Consider the following 20,277-nt stretch of genomic DNA (forward strand, 5'->3'; position numbering starts at 1 on the left):
ACTATACCCGTGCGCTCGGTTCGGTCAACATGATGCCGTCCGCGTCTATTCCCGCCCCGAGCCGTCCGGCTCCTCCGCCGAGCCGCCCTGCTTTTCCGTCCGACCGTCAGGAGAAGAACCCGTGGAGACCTCTGCCGCCCGGCCCCCGCACCGACTCGACCCCGCAGGCGGCTGCCCGCACACCGTCAACGCGCGGCTGCTGGCCGGCGGCGCCGTGGCCCCGGTGGAACTGCCCGGCGGGATCGAGGGGATGGCCGTACTCGGGCACGAGGCACTGAGGGAGTTCCTCCAGCATCCCGAAGTCGCCAAGAACGCACGTCACTTCACGGATCTGCGACAGGGCCGGATCCCTGCGGGCTGGCCGCTGCTCACGTTCGCCACCGTGCAGGGCATGACCACCGCCGACGGAGAGGACCACCGGCGGCTGCGGTCCCTGGTCGGGCACGCCTTCACGCCCCGCCGGGTGGAGCAACTGCGGCCGCGGATCGAGCAGTTGACCGCCTCCCTGCTGGACGGCCTGGCGCGAGCCGCGCAGGCCGCGGACGGCGTCGCCGACCTGCGGCGGCACTTCGCCCTGCCCCTGCCGATGGGGGTCATCTGCGAACTGCTCGGCGTGGAAGCCGGGTTCCGCGACCGGCTGCACCACCTCAGCAGCCAGGTCGTGGCCACCGACATCGAGCCGGCCGAGGTCATCGCCGCGAACCGTGAACTCGTCGCCGTCCTGGGCGAGATCGCGGCGAGAAAGGCCGCTGCGCCCGCCGACGACCTCACCAGCGCGCTCATCGCCGCCCGCGACGACGGCGGCGACCGGCTCGGCGACCAGGAGCTGATCGGCACGCTCCTGCTGATGATCGTCGCCGGGCACGAAACCACGCTCAACCTGATCACCAATGCCGTACGCGCCCTGTGCGCCCACCGCGACCAGCTCGACCACGTGCGCGCGGGCCGGGCGAGCTGGGCCGACGTGGTCGAGGAGACCCTGCGCTGGGACGCGCCGGTCAGCTACTTCCCGTTCCGCTACCCGGTGCGCGACCTGACCGTCGACGACACGCTCATACCCGCCGGCACCCCCGTGCTCGCCGGCTACTCCGCCGCCGGCCGCGACCCCGCCGCGCACGGCCCCGACGCCGACCGCTTCGACGTCACCCGTCCCGCCCGGCCCGGCGCCGTACGCCATCTCTCGCTCGGGCACGGCGCGCACTACTGCCTGGGCGCGCCACTCGCCCGACTGGAGGCCGGCATCGCGCTGGAGCGGCTCTTCACCCGCTTCCCCGACCTCGAACTCGCCGCGACCGAGGGCGACCTGGTCCCGCACGCCGGTTTCGTCGGCAACAGCGTCCGCACCCTGCCGGTCCGGCTCACACCCGGCGCATCCCCCGGAGTCTGAGCCGCACACCAGCCATACGAACCCCGCCCTTTTCGTGGGTCCGTCAGGCCATGGAAACGGCGGTTACGACGTCTCCCGGTCAGCGGCATCGGCGACGAGGCCCACCTGGTCAGTCAGGACACCACCAGCGGCTCCTCCAGCAGCGGTTCCCGCTTCGCCATGCCAGCCGTTGGGGCGGCTCAAGGGCTGAAGCGTTCGCGGGTGCTCACACCGACCGCGCCTCCGCCTCCTTCGCGATCTCGTCGAACCGTGCGCCCATGGCCTCGGCGAGGGCGTGCGCCCCGGACAGCGGACGGACCATGACCATGAGCTCGTCGATCAGGCCGTCCTCGTTCACATGGAGGAAGTCGCAGCCGGTCAGCTCGCGGTCGCCCACCCGGGCGGTGAAGACCAGCGCATGGTCGGGGGAGGCCGGGTCCCCGATCTCCCGGACGTACCGGAAGTCCTCGAAGACCTGGGACACCGCGCGCAGGATCGCCGCGGTGATCGCCTTGCCCGGATACGGCTTGAAGACGACCGGGCTGGTGAAGACGACGTCCTCGGCCAGCAGCGCCTCGACCGCATCGATGTCGCCGGCCTCGACCGCGGCGCGGAACGCGTGCATCGGATCACCTCGCAGAATGACTAGTCAATTAGTTGAATAGGTGCGGATGAGATTAATCAACGACTGCTAGCCTGTCCATATGTCGCTCAAGTACGCCGTCCTGGCCGCCCTGCTGGAGGCCGAGGCCTCGGGCTACGAGCTGTCGAAGTCGTTCGACGTCTCGCTCGCGAACTTCTGGCCCGCCACCCCGCAGCAGCTCTACCGGGAGCTGGAGCGCCTCGCGCAGGACGGGCTCGTCCAGGCCCGGACGGTGCAGCAGGAGCGGCGGCCGAACAAGCGGATGTTCACGCTCACCGAGGCCGGCCGGGCGGAGCTGGACGCCTTCGCCGCCGAGCCCCCCAAACGGCCCACCGCCATCCGCGACGAACTCCTCATCAAGATCCAGGCGATGGACGGCGCCGACCCCGAGGTCACCCGCGCCCTGATCGAGGAGCGCATGACCTGGGCACGGGGAAAGCTCGACCGCTACCGGCGGGTGCAGCGCCGCCTCCTCGACGGCCGGACCGAGGACGAGTACCTCCGGGGCGCCGACCGCGTCGGCCCCTACCTCACCCTCATGGCCGGGATCGGCTTCGAGGAGGAGAATCTGCGCTGGTGCGAGCGGGTTCTCGCGGTCCTGGCCGAGCGCGTGGCTCTAGGCTGAGGAGATGTTCGGTCCCCAAGGCCCCGGCCTGCGTGAACTCGCCGTGCAGGCGCTGTCGTCCGTCGAGCACGGTTACGACCTGCTCGCCCCGAAGTTCGACCACACGCCCTTCCGGACACCCGACGACGTCCTGGAGTCCGTGGCGAAGGCACTCACCCCGCTCGGCCCCTTCGAGGACGGGCTCGACCTGTGCTGCGGCACGGGCGCGGGTGCCGAGGTCCTGACCGGGCTGTGCCGGCGGAGCATCACCGGGGTCGACTTCAGCGCGGGCATGCTCGATGTCGCCCGGCGCCGGGTGCGGTCCGCCGGCGGGGCCGAGGTCGCCTGGGTGCGCGGCGACGCCCGGGCCCTGCCGTTCGCGGCGGCCTTCGACCTCGTGGTCTCCTTCGGGGCCTTCGGTCACTTCCTGCCGCGTGAACTGCCGGGGCTGTTCACCCAGGTCCACTCTGTCCTGCGGCCGGGCGGCCGGTTCGCCTTCCCGGTGCTCGCCCCGCCCCGTCCGACGCAGGCCGGTTACTGGATGCTGCTCGGCTTCGACACGGTGATGCGGGTGCGCAACGCGCTGTGGCGGCCGCCGTTCGTCATGTACTACCGGGCCTTCCGGCTCAGTGGCGTGCTCACGGAGTTGGGGCGTGCCGGGTTCACCGTCGAGCTGCACGCCCTGCCCGAGTTCGGGCGGCGCGGCGACGGCAGCCCACGGGCCCGGCTGGTGGTGGCCCGGCGGGCTCAGCCGGCCGCGGGCAGTGTGAACTCGTAGACCAGCGCGTCCCGTTCGGCGTCCACCACCAGATCCGTGATCTCCAGCGGCCGGGCGTACTGGTCGTGCACCCGCCGGGTCACCCGCACCGAGGCGGCGCCGTCCACCTGGGTGATGGAATCGCGGTGGTGCAGCGACAGGCCGGCCTTGCGCATCCAGTCGTAGGCCCGGCGCAGCTGCGCGGGCGTGGTGCCGTCGGCCCGGCCCCGGTAGCGGGCCAGCTCCGCGACCTCGGTCAGCGCCACCGCCGAGAACGACGTCACCGCCGTCCGCAGCGCCCGGCCGTCCGGCGTGGCCGACCGGTAGCGGTGCACCAGCGTCGGCCGGTGCGGCGCCAGGCCCAGCTCCCGCGCGTGCTCCTCCGGCGGCGCCTCCCAGGTCACCGTGGCCCGGTCGACCGCGGACGGGTCCGCCGAGCGGGAACCCAGCGGGAAGGCCGGAGTCCCCGGCGCCGCGACCGGCCGGGCGGACAGCGTGGCATGGCTGCCCCGCCGGTCGGTGGCGACGGCACCGCTGCGCCGCAGCACCTCCAGCGCCTGCCGGACGGTCTCCCGGCTGACCTGGAAATAGGCGGCCAAGTGCCGTTCGCCCGGCAGCCGTTCGCCCGGCGGAATGGTGCCGGCGCGCAGTTCGTCGAGGAGCAGTGCCGCGATCCGCCCGTACAGGGGCCGGTCGTCGCACTGCGCGGGTTCGTGCGGGGTGGTGCGGGCCATGCCGCGCCCTCCTGTGGTGACAAGACGTAGTCGTGCGGGCTCGTTGCGCGACCACAAATAGCATTGGTCTAAACCACGAGGGAAGAGCGGTCTGCCGGTTCGGCCGAAACCCGCCCGCGCGATCACGTCGTCACAGCGCGCTGTACAGGGCGTCGATCAGCGCCATCTTCCGTGGGTCGTCGGCGATGCGCGGCCCCATCCGGTTCATCACGTACCCCAGGGACACGCCCGCCTCCGGATCGGCGAGCCCGCACGAGCCGCCGAACCCGTCATGGCCGAAAGCCCGCGGATTCGGGCCGTACGACCGGTTCGGCCCGCTCAGCCACAGACCGAGCCCGACCTCGGTCTCGCCCTCGAAGCCCGCGCCCAGCACCAGATCGCGGCAGCTTCCCTGGCCCTCGCGCACCCGCTCCGCCGCCTCCGGCGACAGGACGCGCCGCCCGCCGAGCGAGCCGCGCCCGGCGAAGACGCCGTACAGCGCCGCGACGGCGCGTGCGGTGCCGTGCCCGTTCGCCGCGGGGATCTCCGCCGCCCGCCACTCGGGCGTGTTCGCCTCCGCCGCGCCGACCACCGGATTCGCCAGCGCCGCCAGCGCGGCGGGCGCCAACTGGCCGAAGACCGCTGCCTGTTCACTGCGGGAGGCGGCCGGTGGATGCACCAGCTCGGCCGCCCGGCCCGCCTCTTTCGCCGGCAGCCCGACCGTGAAGTCGATGCCGAGCGGCCCGGTCACCTCGCGCGCCAGGAAGGCCCCCGGCCGCAGCCCCGAGATCCGCCGGACGACCTCACCGACCAGGAAGCCGTACGTGAGCGCGTGATACCCGGAGGCGGTGCCCGGCTCCCACCACGGCTCGGTCGCCGCCAGCCGGGCGGTCGTCAGCTCCCAGTCGTACAGGTCCGCCAGGGAGTGCGGCTCGCGCAGTCCGGAGAGCCCGGCGCGGTGCGACAGCAGATGCCGGACCAGCACCTTCTCCTTGCCCGCCGCCGCGAATTCCGGCCAGTAGGCGGCCACGGGCGCGTCGATGTCGAGCAGCCCCCGGTCGGCGAGCAGGTGCGCGCACAGGGCCACCGGGCCCTTGGTGGTGGACCACACGTTGACCAGCGTGTCCCGTTCCCACGGTCGGGTACCGGCCGCGTCCGCCCAGCCGCCCCAGAGGTCCACCACCGTGGTGCCGTCGACGGTCACCGCCACCGCGGCGCCCAGTTCGCCCCGCTCCCGGAAGTTGTCCTCGAACGCCTCCCGCACCGCCGCGAAACGCGCGTCGCAGTGGCCGTGGACCTGTGTCTCGTGCGCGGACATGGGACCTCCGTCGTCGCCGGGAACCCGGGCCGCGACGCTGCGACCCGGGCCCCCCGAACGTACCGACTGGTCGGACTGGATGGAAGTGTCCGGCAGATCCTCGCGCCCGTCCGTCGCCTCAGGCGTACGACCGCAGCCAGCGCAGCTGCTCCGCCTCGTGGAAGGGGCCGCCGCCCTCGTGGTCGTTGAAGTCGTAGACCTCGATCGCCTTGTCCTCGTGCGCCCAGGCGTTGAACGCGGCGAACACGGTCGACGGCGGGCAGGTCTGGTCCTCCAGCGCCGCCGAGAACAGCGCCGGGGCCCGGCCGCGGGCCGCGAAGTGCACCCCGTCGAAGTAGGACAGCGTGCGCAGCACCTCCGCCGAGCGGCCCCGGTGCGTCTTGAGGAACAGGCCGATCTCACGGTAGGGATGCCGGTCCGTCAGCGTGGTCGCGCGCGGGAAGTCGCACAGGAACGGCACGTCCGGCGCCACCGCGACCAGGTCGGGGACCAGGCCGCCGACGGCCAGGGTGATGCCGCCGCCCTGGCTGGCGCCGAGCGCCACGGTACGGGCCGGGTCGGTCAGCGGGTGCGAGCGGGCCGCCTCGACGGCGCGTACGGCGTCGGTGAACACACGCCGGTAGTAGTAGTTCTCCGGCGCGTCGATACCCCGCGTCATGTACCCGGGGTACGCCGGGCCGGTGCCGACCGGGTCCGCCGTGCCGCCCCCGGCGCCCCACGCGCTGCCCTGGCCGCGGGTGTCCATCACGAAGTGCGCCCGGCCCGTCGAGGCCCACAGCAGGCTCTCGTGCGGCAGCCCGCGCCCGCCGCCGTAGCCGACGAACTCCACGACCAGCGGCAGCGGTTCGGTCGCGCCGGCTGGCAGCCGGAGCCAGCCCTTGACCGGGTGGCCACCGAACCCGGCGAACGTCACGTCGTACACCTGGACCGTCGACAGCCCGGTGTCCACCGGCTCGAAGCGGGCGTCCAGCTCGTGCTCGCGTGCCTCCTCCAGGGTCTTGTCCCAGAAGGCGTCGAAGTCCTCGGGCTCGGTGGACTCGCTGCGGTGCTCGCGGAGTTCGTCGAGGGGCAGGTCGAACAGGGCCATCAACAACCACCTTTGCGAAGGGAGACTGCGTCAGCTCACCGTACGTGGGCGCCGCAGGAGTGGCCAGTAAGCGTTTGCTCCCCTGCGGCCGGCCGGGCACCTTGCCCCTCACGCCCGGGGCTGGGTCCACCTCGGTCCCGTCCGTGCCCATTCCCGTTCCCACTCCGCCAGCCGGTGGCGCAGCGCGATCCGGCGCTCGACCGCGTGCACGAGGAGCACGAGGGCCGCCGAACCGCCCGCCGCGACCAGCCCGATGGTCACCGCGTGCTGCCAGACCGCCGCCTCGTCCGGCGGCGGCGCGACACTGCGGCCCCGGGCGTCGAACCACACCGAGACCGTGTCACCGGTACGGGTGCCCGCCGGCACCCGGGCCCACGCCGTACGGGTGCCCTTGCCGGGCTCGGTCCAGCGGACGTGGGCGCGGTACGGGTACGCGCGGTCGCCCTGCTCGGCGGACAGCCGCTCGGGCGGGTCGCCGAACACCTGCGCACGGACCTGGTGGCGCTCGGCCCGCTGGGCGACCGCGACGCTGCGGGCCGTGTCATGCGCGCGCAGACCCGCGGCAACGCCGACCAGCGGTGTGACCACGACCAGCAGGACGGCCACGATCAGCAGCGTCCATGCCTCCACGACATCCGAGCGGCGCCGCAGCGGATTGTGCTGCCAGCGCCAGCCACGCACCCCGGTACGCATGTCCACCTCCTCGCACCGTCGGAGCCGCAGAGCCGACGAGCCGGTCCATGAGGCCCGGGCTCGTCGCCCCCCTCCGCCGCTCACGTACACGAGCGTCCACACCCGTTTCGTACCCCGTACGGAGCACCTCGCTCACACGCGAACCGCGGGTTCAAGCCCACTTGGAGCTCGGAACGCGCCATGCGCCCCACCGCTGCGCGAACGATCCCCGCGCGCGACCCGGAGGGTCAGCCGAACCGCTCGATGCGGATCCGGTCCACGGGCTGGCCCGCCGCGACCAGCAGCCGGGACGCGTGCTCCGCGAACCCGTTGGATCCGCACACATAGGCCTCCCACCCACCGGGAGGCTGCTCGGCCAGGAGCGGCCCCACATGTGCGGCTGCCATACGTCCCACGGGCACCCCCTGTGGGGCGCTGCGGGTGAATACGGGCGTCGTCTCCGCGCCCAGCTCGGCCGCGTAGATCAGTTCCTCGGGGCTGCGCGCGGACACCAGCATGCGCAGCGGCACGGTGAGACCGCGGCTGCGGTGGTGCCGCACCATCGACATCAGCGGGACGATCCCGGAGCCGGCGCCGATCAGCAGCGCGGGCCGGTCGCCGGGCCAGGCGAAGAAGCCGCTCAGCGGCCCGCGCACCTCGACGGTGTCACCGGGGCGGGCGACCGTGTGGAACCAGCCGGAGACCTCGCCGTCCGGTACCCGGTCCAGGGTCAGCTCGATGTGCCCGGAGTCGTCAGGCGCCGAGGCGATCGAGTAGTGCCGCTGCGCCACATACCCGTCTGCCGCGGTCAGCCGCAGCATCAGGTGCTGGCCGGGCAGATGCCCCGCCCAGCCCGGCACCGCCAGCCGGAAGGTGGCCGCGCGCGGCGTCTCCCGCCGGATCTCCGTCACCGTGGCGATCTGCCACACGGCCGCCACCTGATCGCTCACGGCGATGCGTCCCGGTACCGCGAAACGCCTCGCGGCAACGGCGGCGCCGTGGGAGGGGAGGCCCGGGGCGAGGGCGGCTGCGGCCAGGAGCGGGGCCGTGATGGCGGCCGCGTCCTGCGAGCGAGCAGCGAGGCCGGGGGCCGCCGCCGGTCCGGTCGGCTCAGGGGGCGGCGGGGAGGGGGTGGCGGCATCCGGGAGTGGAGCCTGCGGGTTCCCGGTTGCCACCCCGGCGGTCGGGTCCGCGGGGACGGCCGGGCCCGGGGCCGCAGCGCGGGCGAACTCGTCCGGCGCGCAGCCGGCTGCTTGCGGTGCCGCGGCGCCGGCGGCCGGGGCCAGGGCCCGAGGCACGGGCGGAATCCCTGGTTCCGGGTTTGTGGCGTGGTTGCCCGGGTTCGTTGTCACCGTGTCAGTCACCGGAGTACCGCTGCTCCTGCCAGGGGTTGCCGCGTTCGTGGTAGCCGTTGCGTTCCCAGAAGCCCGGCTCGTCGTGGTCGAGGAGTGTCAGGCCGGCGATCCACTTGGCGCTCTTCCAGAAGTAGAGATGGGGCACCAGCAGCCTCGCCGGGCCGCCGTGCTCGGCCGGGAGCGGCTCGCCGTCGTACTCCCAGGCGATCCAGGCCCGCCCGCCGGTGAGGTCGGCGAGCGGCAGGTTGGTGGTGTAGCCGGTGTGGGAGCGGGCGAGCACATGGGTGGCGGACACATGTGGCCGCACCACATGGAAGAACGCGTCCAGCGAGACCCCGCCGAATCGCACGCCGAACTTCGACCAGCCGGTCACACAGTGGATGTCGCCGTCGTACGCCGACGCCGGCAGCGCGTGCGCCGCGTCCCAGTCCCAGCTGTGCGGCTGTTCCACCAGGCCGTCGATGCGGAAGGACCAGTCGGCCGGTGCGAGGTCGGGGGTGACCTCGGCGGACAGGACCGGCCACTCCTCGCGCGCGTCGTACTGCCCGGGCGGCAGCCCGGGGTTGTGGACGCGCGGGCGGCCCGTGAAGCCTCGCGTAACGTTCATCCTTCAACCGTACGTGGTCGTTCCGCGTGCTCCGTCCCTGGTCATCGCCCCTCACGCCTGGATGATTGCGGCCGTATGAACTCTTTCGGGCCACGGGAATAGCTCTGCGGCGCTTCTCCTTTGCCCTCGATGCCGCCACCGGTACACCGGTGGCAGGGCGAGAGAAGCGAGGGAAACAGCATGTCCAAGGCGTATGTCTACACGCGGCACGGGGGACCGGAGACCGAGGCGCTGGTCGACCTCGACCGCCCCGGTCCGGGCCCCGGCGAGATCCTGATCGCGGTCCGCGCGGCGGGCGTCAATCCCGTCGACTGGAAGCTGCGCCAGGGCTTCCGCCGCCCCGGCGAGGGCGAGCCTGTCTTTCCCACGGTCTTCGGCAGCGAGGCCGCCGGCGTCGTCGAGGAGGTCGGCCCGGGAGTCACCGGCTTCGCCGTGGGCGACGAGGTGTTCGGCAGCGCCGCCCGCGGCGCATTCGCCGAGTACGCCGTGCTCATCGCCGACGTGACCGCCCACAAACCCGCCGCGCTGTCCTTCCGTGACGCCGCCACCCTCCCGGTCGCCGCCGCGACCGCCTACGACGGGCTCCGCCAGCTCGACCTGCCCGGCGGCTCGACCCTGCTGGTGACGGGCGCGGGCGGCGGCGTCGGGACCGCGGCCGTGCAGATCGCCCGCGCCTTCGGGCTGCGGGTCGTGGGCGTGGCGAGCGAGGGCAAGAGGGAGTTCGTGGAGTCGCTGGGCGCGGTGCACGTGCCCTCCGGACCCGACCTGGCCGAGCGGGTGCGGGCCGCCGCGCCGGACGGCATCGACGGGGTGTACGACCTGGTGGGCGAGCCGGTGCTCACCGAGGCCGCCGAACTGCTGAAGGACCGCGGCAAGCTGGTCACCGCGGGCTCGCCGCAGCAGGCCGCGGCCGCAGTCGGCGGCGCCCCCGTCAAGCGGGTCCGCACCTCCGCCGTGCTCGAGGCGGTGGCCGACCTCGCCGTACGCGGCGCCCTGAAGCCGCACATCACCCGCACCTTCCCGCTGGAGCAGGCCGGCCAGGCGCTGCGCGCCGTCGAGGACGGGCACGCCCTCGGCAAGATCGTGATCGAGGTGGCCGCGTGAGCGTCATAGCCGGAGCGGGCGCCGGCGACGGGCCCGCCGCCGACGCCCAGCGCGTCCTCGACAACCCCGCTTTCGCCTCCCTGACCGGCCCGCACGCCCGCTTCGCCGAGCGGCGCGGCCGGGTGCTGCGCTACCCCGTCGACGTCTCTCCCTGGCTGGCGCTGCCCGACGAACCGGACGCGCGGGACTGGGCCGACCTGGCCGCGCTGGCCGGTCCCGGCGCGGAGATCCCGCTGGCCGGGTACAGCGGCGAGGTACCGGACGGCTGGGAGATCACCTTCCGGATCGAGGGCGTGCAACTCGTGGACGACGGCCTGGCCGCCGCGCCGGACCCGGAGGCGGTGCGCCTAGGCCCGGCGGACGTACCCGAGATGCTCGATCTCGTGGACCGCACCCGGCCCGGACCGTTCCTGCCGCGCACCGTCGAGCTCGGCACCTACCTCGGCATCCGCCGCGGCGGCGCGCTGATCGCGATGGCGGGGGAGAGGCTCCGCCCGCCGGGCTGGACCGAGATCAGCGCGGTCTGCACCGACCCCGCCTTCCGCGGCGAAGGCCTCGCCACCCGGCTGATCCTCGCGGTCGCGCACGGCATACGGGAGCGCGGTGAGACACCCTTCCTGCACACGAGCGCCCAGAACACCGGCGCGATCCGGCTGTACGAGTCCCTCGGCTTCCGGCTCCGCCGCCGTACGGCCTTCCTGGCGGCGCGCGCCCCGGAGCGGCTGGCCGACGAGCGGGCCGCGGTGCCGGTGGCGTAGCTCTCGCGGCCGGTGCGCTGTCATGCCGGGGCCGGCGGTCGGTCGGCGCCGGTCTCGCCCGGACCCGCGTTGTACCGCTCCAGGTAGGCCGCGAAGCGCATCAGGTCCTCCTCCGGCCAGTCGGCGAGCCGCTCGCGGAACGCGGCCCGGCGGCTGCGGGTGACCTGGGCGAGGATGTCCCGGCCGCCCTCCGTCAGATGCAGCACCTGGACCCGGTGGTCCTCCGGATCCAGGCGGCGCTCGATCAGCCCGGCCCGCTCCAGCGCGGCCACCTGGCGGCTGACCGTGGACTTGTCGAGCGCGTAGTGGGCGGCGAGATCCGTCGCCCGGCAGCCGCCCTGCTCCTCCAGATGGCCGAGCAGGGTGTACGACACCAGGGACAGCTCCGGGTGCATACGGCCCGCCGAGGCCCGGGCCCGGCGGGCGAAGATGGTCATCTCGCGCTGGATCGTCTCGACGGCCGACGCCGCTGCGCTCATCGGGAATCCCTCCTCCGGCGTTCTAGTTGTATAGTACAACTTGATGTGAGAGTTGTATAAGCCAACTATCTGGAGGTCGCGCGCGATGAGGTCGCCCGCACTGCGGCATGTGCTCACGCACCTGATCACCCCGCTGCTGATGTGCATAGGCATGGGGCTCGCGTACATGGGGGCCTTCGTGACCCCGGAGCCGCACCACCTGCCGGTCGCCGTCGTCGGCAGCGCCCCGCAGGCGAAGGTCTTCGCCCAGACGGTCAAGGACACCGCCGGGGACAAGCTCGACGTCCGCACGGTCGCGACCCGCGCCGACGCCGTCCACCTGCTGAAGTCCAGGGATGTGACCGGCGCCTACGTGCCGAGCGCCAAGGCGCCCGAACTGCTGGTGGCCAGTGCCGCCTCCGACATGGGCGCGACGGCGGTCGAGAAGGTCTTCACGCCGGTCGCAGCCAAGGAGGGCGTGCCGCTGAAGGTCACCGACGTGGCCGAGCCGGTCGCCGACGACCCCACGGGGCAGGGCCTGTTCTTCCTGCTCATCGCCCTCAGCATCGGCTCCTACGCCTCGGTCGCCGCGCTCGGCGCCGCGGGCGCCGCCCTCTCGATGCGGGTACGGGCGCTGCTCACCCTCGGTGTCTCCGCCGTGGTCGGCGGCATCGGAGCGCTGCTCGCCGGACCGGTGTTCCACCTCGCCCACCACGACCTCGCGGGCGTGTGGGGCATGGCCTGGCTGTACTCGGCCGGCATCCTCTTCATCGGCGTCGGACTGCACACCTTCCTGAAGCGGTGGACCACGCTCACCATGATGGTGCTGTTCGTGATGCTCAACTTCACCAGCTCCGGCGGGTTGTTCCGCCCCGAGCTGCAGAACGGCTTCTTCGGCACGCTGCACGCCTTCTGGAACGGCGCCGGATTCGTCGAGGGCGCGCGCAGCCTGCTGTACTTCGGCGACGACGGTCTCGCGCGCAACGTGTGGACCCTCGGCGCCTGGCTGCTGGTGGGCCTGGTCGTGACCGGGATCGCGGCCCTGTACGAGCGGCCCCGGCAGGCCCGGCACGCGGCCGGCCACCCCGGCACCGCGACCGGGACCGAGTCGGCTGCCACGCCCGCCGTGGCACCGACCGAGCGGGCGGCGGCGCGGGCGGCCGAGGAAGAGGTCGAGGAGACGGTCGGCGTCTGACCCGGTGCCGCCCGGAACAGGGAGCGCGCCCGGCGACGGGCGGGGCTCCCTGCCGGCATGTCGTCGGACGGCCCCGGCCCGGCCTGTCACCCCGCCGCCGACCCGATCGTCACCACCCGCGCCCACGCCGGGGGCGAGTCCGGCTGGTAGTCGGGACGATCTTCGTCGTACGACCCGCCGGCCCGCGGAAACAGCCCCACCACCGTCCGGCACGACGGCCGCTCCTCGGGCCACGGCGTGTGACCGTCGGTCAGGACCACCACCGCGTCGGGCCGGGTCCGCAGCGCGCGTGCGAACCCGGTGCGCAGATCCGTCCCGCCGCCGCCCACCAGCTCGATGCCCTCCGTCCGGCACAGCGGCTGCACGGTCCGGGCCGCGGCATCGCAGGACAGCACGGAGACCAGGTCCCGCCGGCCGCCCACGGCCCGGCAGATCGCGGTCACCTCCAGCAACGCGCTGCCCAGTTCCGCGTCGCTGACCGACCCCGAGGTGTCGATGACGACGCACACCCGGGGCGGCCGGCGCCTCAGACTCGGCAGGACGATCCCGGGCAGCCCGGCCGAACGCCGCGCCGGCCGACCGTAGCTGTAGTCCTCGCCCACACCCGGAGCGGAGACCGCCGACCGCAGCGCCGAGCCCAGCAACTGCCGCCACGGCTGCGGCGGATGGAACACCTCCTCCGCCCACCGCCGCCAGCCCTGTGGTGCGTCGCCCGGGCTGCCCTTGATGCCCTGCGCCACCCGGAACCGGACCGCGTCGCGCTCCTGCTCGCTCAGCCCGTGCGCGCCGTCCGGCCCCAGCTCCCAGCCCCGGTCCAGCCCGTCGGCGCCGCTGCCGCAGTCCAGCCAGGCCAGCCGGTCCAGGCGCGGCCGGAGCCGGAAGGCCCGTAGGTACTCCTCCATCAACCAACCCGAGGGCAGATCCATCGTCTGCGGTGTCACCGCGCCTTCGGGCTCCACCAGCCCCTCGCCGTACACATCGTCGTTGATCTCGCAGTCGGCGGCGATGTTCATGCGCAGCCGCTCCGCGGGCCCGGTCAGCTGGTGCTCGCGGGCGAACCGGTCGCTGCGGCCGTGATGGTCGCGCAGCAGATGGGACACCTCGTGCACCCACACCGCCGCCAGTTCCGGCACCGGTGTGCGATCCACGAACGCCGGTGACACATAGCACCGCCAGTACCGGTCGACCCCCATCGTCGGCACCTCCCGCGACTCCACCGGCCGCAGCGCGAACAGCGCGGTGGCCAGATATGGCCGGACGCGGGCCGCGTGCAGCCGCGCGGCCAACAGCTTGCCGAGGTCCAGCGCGCCGGGCGCGTCCGCCGTCACCGGCGGGTCCCGGCCATCCGGGCGGCCTGGTCGGCCCGCCGGGACAGCGACACCACGCCGGCCAGCCGCTCGATCGCCGCCGGTACCTCCCAGTCCGCCCGGCGCAGCGAGGCCAGCGTGGTCGCCGGCACGACCACCACGTCCGGTGCCCCGGTCTCCATCGCCCGCACCAGCAAGGCCCAGGCGGCGTCCCAGCGGGCCCGCTCGGGGCGCCCCCGGACCGCGTTCACCACGCCGTCCAGTACGGCCTGCCGCAGATCTCCGCGCTCGGGCAGTTCGGCGCTCGCCGGGTCGGCGAGCAGCGTCTCGGGGTCGGGCAGGTCCATCCGGTCCAGGCTCGCCAGCAGTTCGAGGCCGGGGCCGTCCCCCACGGTGCCCCGCACCAGCAGCGACAACACGTCCCGAGTGGATCCGGCGGCGGTCGCGAAGGCGATCAGCCGCAGGGTCGCCTCCCAGCTCCGGGGTGACGGCCACGCACCGCCCCGGCGGCTCTCCCCGCTCGGCAGCCGGTGCACCAACCCCGGCCGCGCTACGAGGAATTCACACACCGCACGCCGGGCGAAGGCCACGGCCTCGGACAGCCGCTCCGGGTCGAGCCGGGGCAGGGTGGCCCGCGGCCAGGTCCCGCCGAGGCCCCGTACGACGACGTCGTGATCGTGGGTCCACTGCAGATGCACGAACCGGTTGGCCAGCGGCGGGCTCAGCTCCCAGCCGTCGGCCGCCGAGGAACGCGGGTTGGCGGCGGCCACGATCCGTACCCCGGGCGGCAGCCGCAGCGCGCCGATCCGCCGCTCCAGCACGAGCCGCAGCAGGGCCGCCTGCACCGCCGGGGGAGCGGTGGACAGCTCGTCCAGGAACAGCAGTCCCCGCCCGGCCCGTACGAGCCGCACCGCCCAGTCCGGCGGGGCCATCGGGACGCCCTGCACCGCCGGATCGTCCCCCACGACGGGCAGGCCGGAGAAGTCGGACGGCTCGTGCACGCTCGCGATGACGGTCGTCAGCGGCAGGTCCAGGGCGGAGGCCAGCTGGGTCAGGGCCGCCGTCTTGCCGATGCCCGGTTCGCCCCACAGCAGCACCGGAAGATCGGCGGCCACGGCCAGGGTCAGCGCCTCCAGCTGGACGTCGGAGCGCGGTTCGGTGGTCGTGTCGCTAAGCAGGGCCGACAGGGCTTCGGCGACGTCGAGTTGAGGAATCAGGGAGACAGGAGCGGTGGCAGCAGTCATGTGGGATCACCTGAAGGATGTGAAGTGAGCGGAAGAGAAAGGAGGTTCAGAAGAAGGTGACGGTGCTGGTCTGCCGTCGGGTGGGGCGGCGGTTTCGGCCGCTGCGGCGGCTCGGGCCGGTGGACGTGCCGCCGTTGCCGGTCAGACCGGCCCGGTACAGCCCATAGGCGATGCGCCGCTCGGCGGCCGCCGTGAGTTCGTCCCGCAGCGGTCCCTCGCGCAGCACAGCGCCGGGGCCCAGCAGCCCCTCGACCACGGCCAGGGCGCCTACGGTGTCCCCGTGGTCCAGCCGTTCCCGCACACCGGCCAGGCAGTCGGGGCGCCGGTGCGCCTCGTCGATGACCCGCAGACAGGGCAGTGGCGGTCCGCCGAGCGCGGCCAGCAGCTCCTCGCGCCGGGTCTCGTCCGGATCGTGGTCCAGCGGTACGAGGACACCGCCGACCAGGCCGATCCGGTGCGTGGCTCCCCGGCACTGCACCTGACGCGCCTGCTCCACCGGGTCCGGATCGCGGAGCGCAGCGGTGGTCCTGTGACCGGGCACCAGCGCGTCGGCGACCAGGGGATGCAGCCGGTCCGCGCCGATCAGCCCGGCACGCAGCAACTCCAGATCGGGCGCCACCCAGGTCGCCGCATCGGGCAGCACCGGTACGGCGGAGAGCCCGCCCGGCGGAACCTCCTCGACGATCCGCAGGCGCGGTGCACCGTCACCGTGTGCGAACTGTCGCGGCAACTCGGCCGGATCCGGGGTGACACGCTCGTCGGCGACGCGGTGGGGTTGGCGGTGGTGCCACGTTCCGGCGGGGCCTGGGGCCGCGTCGGTCGGGCGGGCTGTGTGCGGGTGGCCGGTGGGATCAGTGGTGTCGTGCGCGTCGGCGGCGTGGTGGGGCTGGCGGTGGTGTGGCAGCTCGGACGGGCCTGGGGGTCCGTCGGCCGGGCGGGCTGTGTGCGGGTGCTCGGTCGGATTCGGGGTGTCGTGCCCGTCGGCGGCAAGGTGCGGTTGGCGGTGGTGCGGCAGCTCGGGTCGGCCAGGGCATCCGTCGGCCGGGCGGGCTGTGTGCGGGTGGTCGTGAACGGCGGCGACGTGGTGCGGTTGGCCACGGTGCCGCAGCCCGGCCGGGCCTCCCGGCCCGTCTGACGGGACGGGTCGGCGCCGGTGCTCGTTCGGCTCCGGTGGGTGGCCCCCGTCCGCCGCCACCGCCAGAAGCAAGCGGCGCCCACCGCCGAGCCGTACGGCGAAGGTTCCGCCGGGGTGTCCGTCGGCGCGCAGCAGGAGGCCCGCCTCGGCCGCCCACCGGCCGACGGCACAGCCATGCCCCGCCGGGACGAGACCCAGCGGATCGTGGTCCGGTGGCGCGGGACCGCCGGCGCCCGACCGGTCGCGCAGCTCGCCGGCCCTGCTCGCGTCCCACAGATGCCGGTGCAGATCGAGCCGGTAGCGGCGGTTCGGGCGGGGATGCGGATGGCGGCCGGCGGGCGGATCGGCCGGATCGAACAGGGCGAGGCTGATCCGCTGGCCGGCGTCCGCCCAGGCCGGCGGCGTGCGGGCCACGAAATGCAGTGGGCCGGCCCGGCCGGGCCGCTCGTACCGGGCCAGTGTCAGGGTCAGGCCGGGGCGCAGCAGCCCGTCGGGCGCGATCCTCGGCATGTGCCAGCGCAACAGGTCCGGGGCGAGACGCCGCAGGTCGGCGCGGAGCCGGGCAGCGATCTCCCGGCCGTGGGCGCGGGCGACGGAACGCAGATCGAGGTCGACGTCGATCCGGGCGGCGGCGCAGGCCCCCGCCCAGTCTCCGGCGGCACGGCGGCCGGTGGCGAGCTCGATCATGGACGGTGGCACGGCGTACGTCCGTACGCGCAGCCACAAGGAAAGCCGGGAGTCCCCGTGCGCGGTGGAAGGGAGCATCAGCGCTCACCTTGCGCGGACGGGACCCCCAATCTCTGCGAGGCGTGAGTCGTCATCGCGGCGAGCGTAGCCGCCCGGCCCGCCACCGCGCCAGGCGTTTTTCCCACCCGGAACCGGGCACACCCGTTGGGGTAGGGTGGCCGTCCGGTCGCGGACGGCGCACCGGCAGCGGTGACCGCGAGAGCGCCCTGAAGTCCCGCGGTCCGAAAGGCTTTCCGCCCCTATGTCTTCCTCTGGTTCTCTGTCCTCTTCTTCTCCCGCCGCCCTCGTTTCCGCGCTGCGCGCCGCCGGGTGTGTCTTCGCCGAGGACGAGGCGGAGTTGATCCTCGCCACCGCCCGCACGCCGGAGGAGGCGGGCTCGATGGTGGAACGGCGCGCCGCCGGGCACCCGCTCGAACACGTCCTGGGCTGGGCCGAGTTCCACGGACTGCGCGTCACGGTGGAACCGGGGGTCTTCGTCCCCCGCCGCCGTACCGAGTTCCTGGTCGACCAGGCGCTGGCCCAGGCGCCGCAGGCGAGCGTCGTCGTGGACCTGTGCTGTGGCTCGGGCGCGCTCGGAGCGGCCCTCGCCGCCGCCCTGGACGGTGCCGAGGTGCACGCGGCCGACATCGACCCGGCCGCCGTACGCTGTGCCGCGCGCAACCTCGCCGCCTTCGACGGCCGGGCCCATCAGGGCGACCTCTACGACGCCCTGCCCCCCGCGCTGCGCGGCCGCGTCGGCATCCTCACCGCCAACGTGCCCTACGTCCCCACCGCCGAACTCCCCCTGCTGCCGGCCGAGGCCCGCGACCATGAACCGCGCGTCGCCCTGGACGGCGGCGCCGACGGCCTGGACCTCCTGCGCCGGGTGGCCGCCGGGGCGCCCGAGTGGCTCGCACCGGGCGGCTGTCTGCTGACCGAGACCAGCGAACGCCAGGCACCGGCCGCCGTACGAGCCTTCGCCGACGCGGGTCTGACGGCCCGTCCGGCGATGTCGGAGGAGCTGTCCGCGCACGTGGTGATCGGCGTACTGCCGTAACCGTCAGGGCAGTTCCTGTGCCCGGGCGATGAGCAGGGCGACGTCGTCGTGGTTGTCGGGGTGGTGCAGGGTCCGCAGCAGGAGGTCGCAGGTCTCCTCCAGCGGGCGGGCGGGGTCGTCGAGCAGGGACAGCAGGAAGTCCAGGCGTTCGTCCAGGGAGTGGCTGCGGGTCTCCACCAGTCCGTCGGTGTAGAACACCAGCTCATCGCCGGGCTCGAAGTCGACGGTGACCGTGGAGAACGCGACGCCGCCCACGCCCAGCGGCACCCCGGTCGGCAGGTCGAGCAGTTCCGGCGGCCGGCCCGGGCGGAGACGGGCCGGCGGCAGATGGCCGGCGTTGGCGATCCGGCACTGCCGCAGATGCGGATCGTGCACGGCGTACATACAGGTCGCGATGGAGTGGTCGAGGGCCGACGTGGTCTTGTCCAGGTGCTCGAGAAGCAGTGCCGGGTCGAGGTCCAGGGCGGCCAGCGTGGTGGTCGCCGTGCGCAGCCGGCCCATGGTCGCGGCCGCGCTGAGTCCGCTGCCCATCACATCGCCCACCACGAGCGCGGTCTTGCCGCCCTCCAGCGGGATGACGTCGAACCAGTCGCCGCCGACCTCGCTGGTGGCCCCGGCGGGCTGGTAGCGGGAGGCCACCTCCAGGCCGGTCGTCACCGGCGGGCTGCTGGGCAGCAGACTCCGCTGCAGGGTGAGGGCGGTGTTGCGGGCGTTCTGGTACCAGCGCGCGTTGTCGATCTGCACGGCGGCCCGGGCCGCCAGCTCCCGGGCGAGCAGCACGTCGTCCTCGTCGAACGGCGCAGGATTGCGGGTGCGTTTGAGATCCAGGGCGCCCAGCACCTCGCCGCGCGCGATCAGGGGCACCGCGAGATAGGAGTGCAGCCCCGCGCGGCCCAGTAGTTCGGCCGCCTCGGGGCAGCGGCCGATGCGCGGCAGGTCCTCGTCCTTCACCTGCGGCACCAGCACCGCCTCGCCCGAGCGCACACACTCGGTGACCAGCCGGTCGGGTCCGTACCGCGCGATCCGGCCGGGCGGATCGGCGGCCAGCACCGCGTCCGAGCCGTCCTGCGGACGCACCGCAAGGGCCCGGATCACCGCCGACTCCGACGGCCCGAGCGTGCTGCGCCGGCCCTCCACCACCGAGTCCAGCAGATCCACGGCCGCCAGGTCGGCGAGCTCCGGAACCGCGACCTCGGCCAACTCGCAGGCGGTGCGTTCCAGTTCGAGCGTCGTACCGATCCGGGCGGAGGCGTCGGCGATGACCGCGAGCCGGCGGCGGGCGGCCTCCGCCTCCATGGAGGCCCGGTGCTGCTCGGTGATGTCGACCACCGTGACCGCAACTCCGAGCACATTGCCCATGGCATCCTCGAGCCGGTACAGCGAATGGGCCCAGGTGTGGTCCTCGTCCGGGTCGGCGGGGGTACGGCCGACCAGCGTGTTGTCGATGACCGGCACACCGGTGTCCAGCACCTGCCGGGCGTCGGTCTCCACCGGCTCGGAGTCCAGCATGGGCAGCACCTCGCGCAGCGTCCGCCCCACGTGCTCGGCGGCCGGCACCCCGTTGATCTTCTCCAGGGCGGGGTTGACCGAGACGTACCGCAGCTGTGTGTCCAGCACCGCGTAGCCGATCGGCGACTGCTTCACCATCCGCTCGGACAGCGCCACGTCCTGCTCCAGACGCCGTACGGTCGACTGGTCGGCGCACAGTCCGAGCGCGTACACGTCACCGTGGTCGTCCAGCAGCCGCATGTTGCGGAACTCCACCAGGCGGGTGCTGCCGTCCTTGTGCCGGATCGGGAAGCCGCCGGCCCAGCTCTGCCCGGTGCGCATCACATCGGCGAAGAGCTTGCCGACCAGCTCGAAGTGCCGTTCGTGGACCATGAGCCGGGCCGCGTACTGGCCGAGGGCCTCGCTCGCGCCGTAGCCGAACAGCTCCTCCGCCTGAGGGCTCCACAGCACGATCCGCCCGGTGGTGTCCAGCACCACCGACGCCACGCCCAGCACGTCGAGCAGTCCGCCCGGCCGCACGGGCCCGCGCACGGGCTCGCCGCCCTCCGTCACCGGAGCCTCGGCTGCACTCATGCCATGCACCGCCTTCGCCCGTCCGCACGGCACGCCGTCCCCCGTGCCGACTCCCCTTGATCCACCAAGCTCACACCCGACTTTCCGAC

The 20,277-nt window shown here is 73.7% G+C and carries 19 protein-coding genes; 7 read left to right on the forward strand and 12 right to left on the reverse strand.

Annotated elements, in window-relative coordinates; translation table 11 throughout:
• Positions 1-121 precede the first annotated feature (121 nt).
• A complete protein-coding gene (locus ACWCQS_RS37145; RefSeq protein ID WP_451008563.1) occupies positions 122-1,387 on the forward strand; it encodes a cytochrome P450 family protein in 1,266 nt (421 codons plus the stop codon).
• Positions 1,388-1,592: 205 nt separating this feature from the next.
• On the opposite strand, the gene ACWCQS_RS37150 is transcribed toward ACWCQS_RS37145, so the two are convergent.
• Positions 1,593-1,991, reverse strand: coding sequence for a nuclear transport factor 2 family protein (locus ACWCQS_RS37150; protein WP_451008564.1), 399 nt, complete (start codon positions 1,989-1,991; stop codon positions 1,593-1,595).
• Between the two features lie 79 nt (positions 1,992-2,070).
• On the opposite strand from ACWCQS_RS37150, the gene ACWCQS_RS37155 reads away from it, so the two are divergent.
• Both ACWCQS_RS37155 and ACWCQS_RS37160 read left to right on the forward strand, forming a co-directional pair.
• The gene (locus ACWCQS_RS37155) at positions 2,071-2,634 is read left to right on the forward strand and encodes a PadR family transcriptional regulator (protein ID WP_451008565.1); all 564 of its coding nucleotides are present in this window, start codon (positions 2,071-2,073) and stop codon (positions 2,632-2,634) included.
• 4 nt (positions 2,635-2,638) lie between these two features.
• Positions 2,639-3,391 (forward strand): class I SAM-dependent methyltransferase, encoded by a 753-nt coding sequence (locus ACWCQS_RS37160; RefSeq protein ID WP_451008566.1) that lies wholly within the window; start codon positions 2,639-2,641, stop codon positions 3,389-3,391.
• On the opposite strand, the gene ACWCQS_RS37165 is transcribed toward ACWCQS_RS37160, so the two are convergent.
• The 6 genes from ACWCQS_RS37165 to ACWCQS_RS37190 form a co-directional block, all read right to left on the reverse strand.
• Positions 3,361-4,104 (reverse strand): GntR family transcriptional regulator, encoded by a 744-nt coding sequence (locus tag ACWCQS_RS37165; protein WP_451008567.1) that lies wholly within the window; start codon positions 4,102-4,104, stop codon positions 3,361-3,363. The two genes, ACWCQS_RS37160 and ACWCQS_RS37165, sit on opposite strands and share 31 nt — an antisense overlap.
• Before the next feature lie 130 nt (positions 4,105-4,234).
• A complete protein-coding gene (locus tag ACWCQS_RS37170) occupies positions 4,235-5,401 on the reverse strand; it encodes a serine hydrolase domain-containing protein (protein WP_451008568.1) in 1,167 nt (388 codons plus the stop codon).
• A gap of 118 nt (positions 5,402-5,519) precedes the next feature.
• Complete coding sequence (locus ACWCQS_RS37175; RefSeq protein ID WP_451008569.1) at positions 5,520-6,488, reverse strand: acetylxylan esterase; 969 nt, start codon at positions 6,486-6,488, stop codon at positions 5,520-5,522.
• A 108-nt stretch (positions 6,489-6,596) separates the two neighbouring features.
• A complete protein-coding gene (locus tag ACWCQS_RS37180; protein ID WP_451008570.1) occupies positions 6,597-7,181 on the reverse strand; it encodes an Rv1733c family protein in 585 nt (194 codons plus the stop codon).
• A gap of 227 nt (positions 7,182-7,408) precedes the next feature.
• The gene (locus ACWCQS_RS37185; RefSeq protein WP_451008596.1) at positions 7,409-8,116 is read right to left on the reverse strand and encodes a ferredoxin reductase; all 708 of its coding nucleotides are present in this window, start codon (positions 8,114-8,116) and stop codon (positions 7,409-7,411) included.
• Between the two features lie 400 nt (positions 8,117-8,516).
• Positions 8,517-9,122: a sulfite oxidase-like oxidoreductase gene (locus ACWCQS_RS37190; RefSeq protein WP_451008571.1), complete on the reverse strand. Its 606-nt coding sequence runs from the start codon at positions 9,120-9,122 to the stop codon at positions 8,517-8,519.
• Positions 9,123-9,302: 180 nt separating this feature from the next.
• Here ACWCQS_RS37190 and ACWCQS_RS37195 point away from each other — a divergent pair, with 180 nt between their 5' ends.
• Entirely contained in the window at positions 9,303-10,226 is a 924-nt protein-coding gene (locus ACWCQS_RS37195) for an NADP-dependent oxidoreductase (RefSeq protein ID WP_451008572.1), read from the forward strand.
• Entirely contained in the window at positions 10,223-10,984 is a 762-nt protein-coding gene (locus tag ACWCQS_RS37200) for a GNAT family N-acetyltransferase (protein WP_451008573.1), read from the forward strand. The genes ACWCQS_RS37195 and ACWCQS_RS37200 overlap by 4 nt, the downstream gene beginning before the upstream one ends.
• 20 nt (positions 10,985-11,004) lie before the next feature.
• Here ACWCQS_RS37200 and ACWCQS_RS37205 read toward each other — a convergent pair whose 3' ends face one another.
• Positions 11,005-11,463, reverse strand: coding sequence for a MarR family winged helix-turn-helix transcriptional regulator (locus ACWCQS_RS37205; protein WP_451008574.1), 459 nt, complete (start codon positions 11,461-11,463; stop codon positions 11,005-11,007).
• 85 nt (positions 11,464-11,548) lie between these two features.
• On the opposite strand from ACWCQS_RS37205, the gene ACWCQS_RS37210 reads away from it, so the two are divergent.
• Complete coding sequence (locus ACWCQS_RS37210) at positions 11,549-12,637, forward strand: hypothetical protein (RefSeq protein ID WP_451008575.1); 1,089 nt, start codon at positions 11,549-11,551, stop codon at positions 12,635-12,637.
• An 86-nt stretch (positions 12,638-12,723) separates the two neighbouring features.
• Here ACWCQS_RS37210 and ACWCQS_RS37215 read toward each other — a convergent pair whose 3' ends face one another.
• Genes ACWCQS_RS37215 through ACWCQS_RS37225 form a run of 3 tightly spaced genes read right to left on the reverse strand, consistent with a single transcriptional unit; the run spans position 12,724 to position 17,088 of the window.
• Complete coding sequence (locus ACWCQS_RS37215; protein WP_451008576.1) at positions 12,724-13,965, reverse strand: vWA domain-containing protein; 1,242 nt, start codon at positions 13,963-13,965, stop codon at positions 12,724-12,726.
• A complete protein-coding gene (locus ACWCQS_RS37220) occupies positions 13,962-15,188 on the reverse strand; it encodes an AAA family ATPase (protein ID WP_451008577.1) in 1,227 nt (408 codons plus the stop codon). The genes ACWCQS_RS37215 and ACWCQS_RS37220 overlap by 4 nt, the downstream gene beginning before the upstream one ends.
• A gap of 46 nt (positions 15,189-15,234) precedes the next feature.
• The gene (locus tag ACWCQS_RS37225; RefSeq protein ID WP_451008578.1) at positions 15,235-17,088 is read right to left on the reverse strand and encodes a hypothetical protein; all 1,854 of its coding nucleotides are present in this window, start codon (positions 17,086-17,088) and stop codon (positions 15,235-15,237) included.
• A 223-nt stretch (positions 17,089-17,311) separates the two neighbouring features.
• Between ACWCQS_RS37225 and ACWCQS_RS37230 the strand changes: the two genes are divergently transcribed.
• Complete coding sequence (locus ACWCQS_RS37230) at positions 17,312-18,106, forward strand: putative protein N(5)-glutamine methyltransferase (RefSeq protein ID WP_451008579.1); 795 nt, start codon at positions 17,312-17,314, stop codon at positions 18,104-18,106.
• A 3-nt stretch (positions 18,107-18,109) separates the two neighbouring features.
• Here ACWCQS_RS37230 and ACWCQS_RS37235 read toward each other — a convergent pair whose 3' ends face one another.
• Entirely contained in the window at positions 18,110-20,188 is a 2,079-nt protein-coding gene (locus tag ACWCQS_RS37235) for a SpoIIE family protein phosphatase (protein WP_451008580.1), read from the reverse strand.
• Between the last annotated feature and the right edge of the window lie 89 nt (positions 20,189-20,277).

Source organism: Streptomyces sp. NPDC002076 (genome assembly GCF_053593835.1).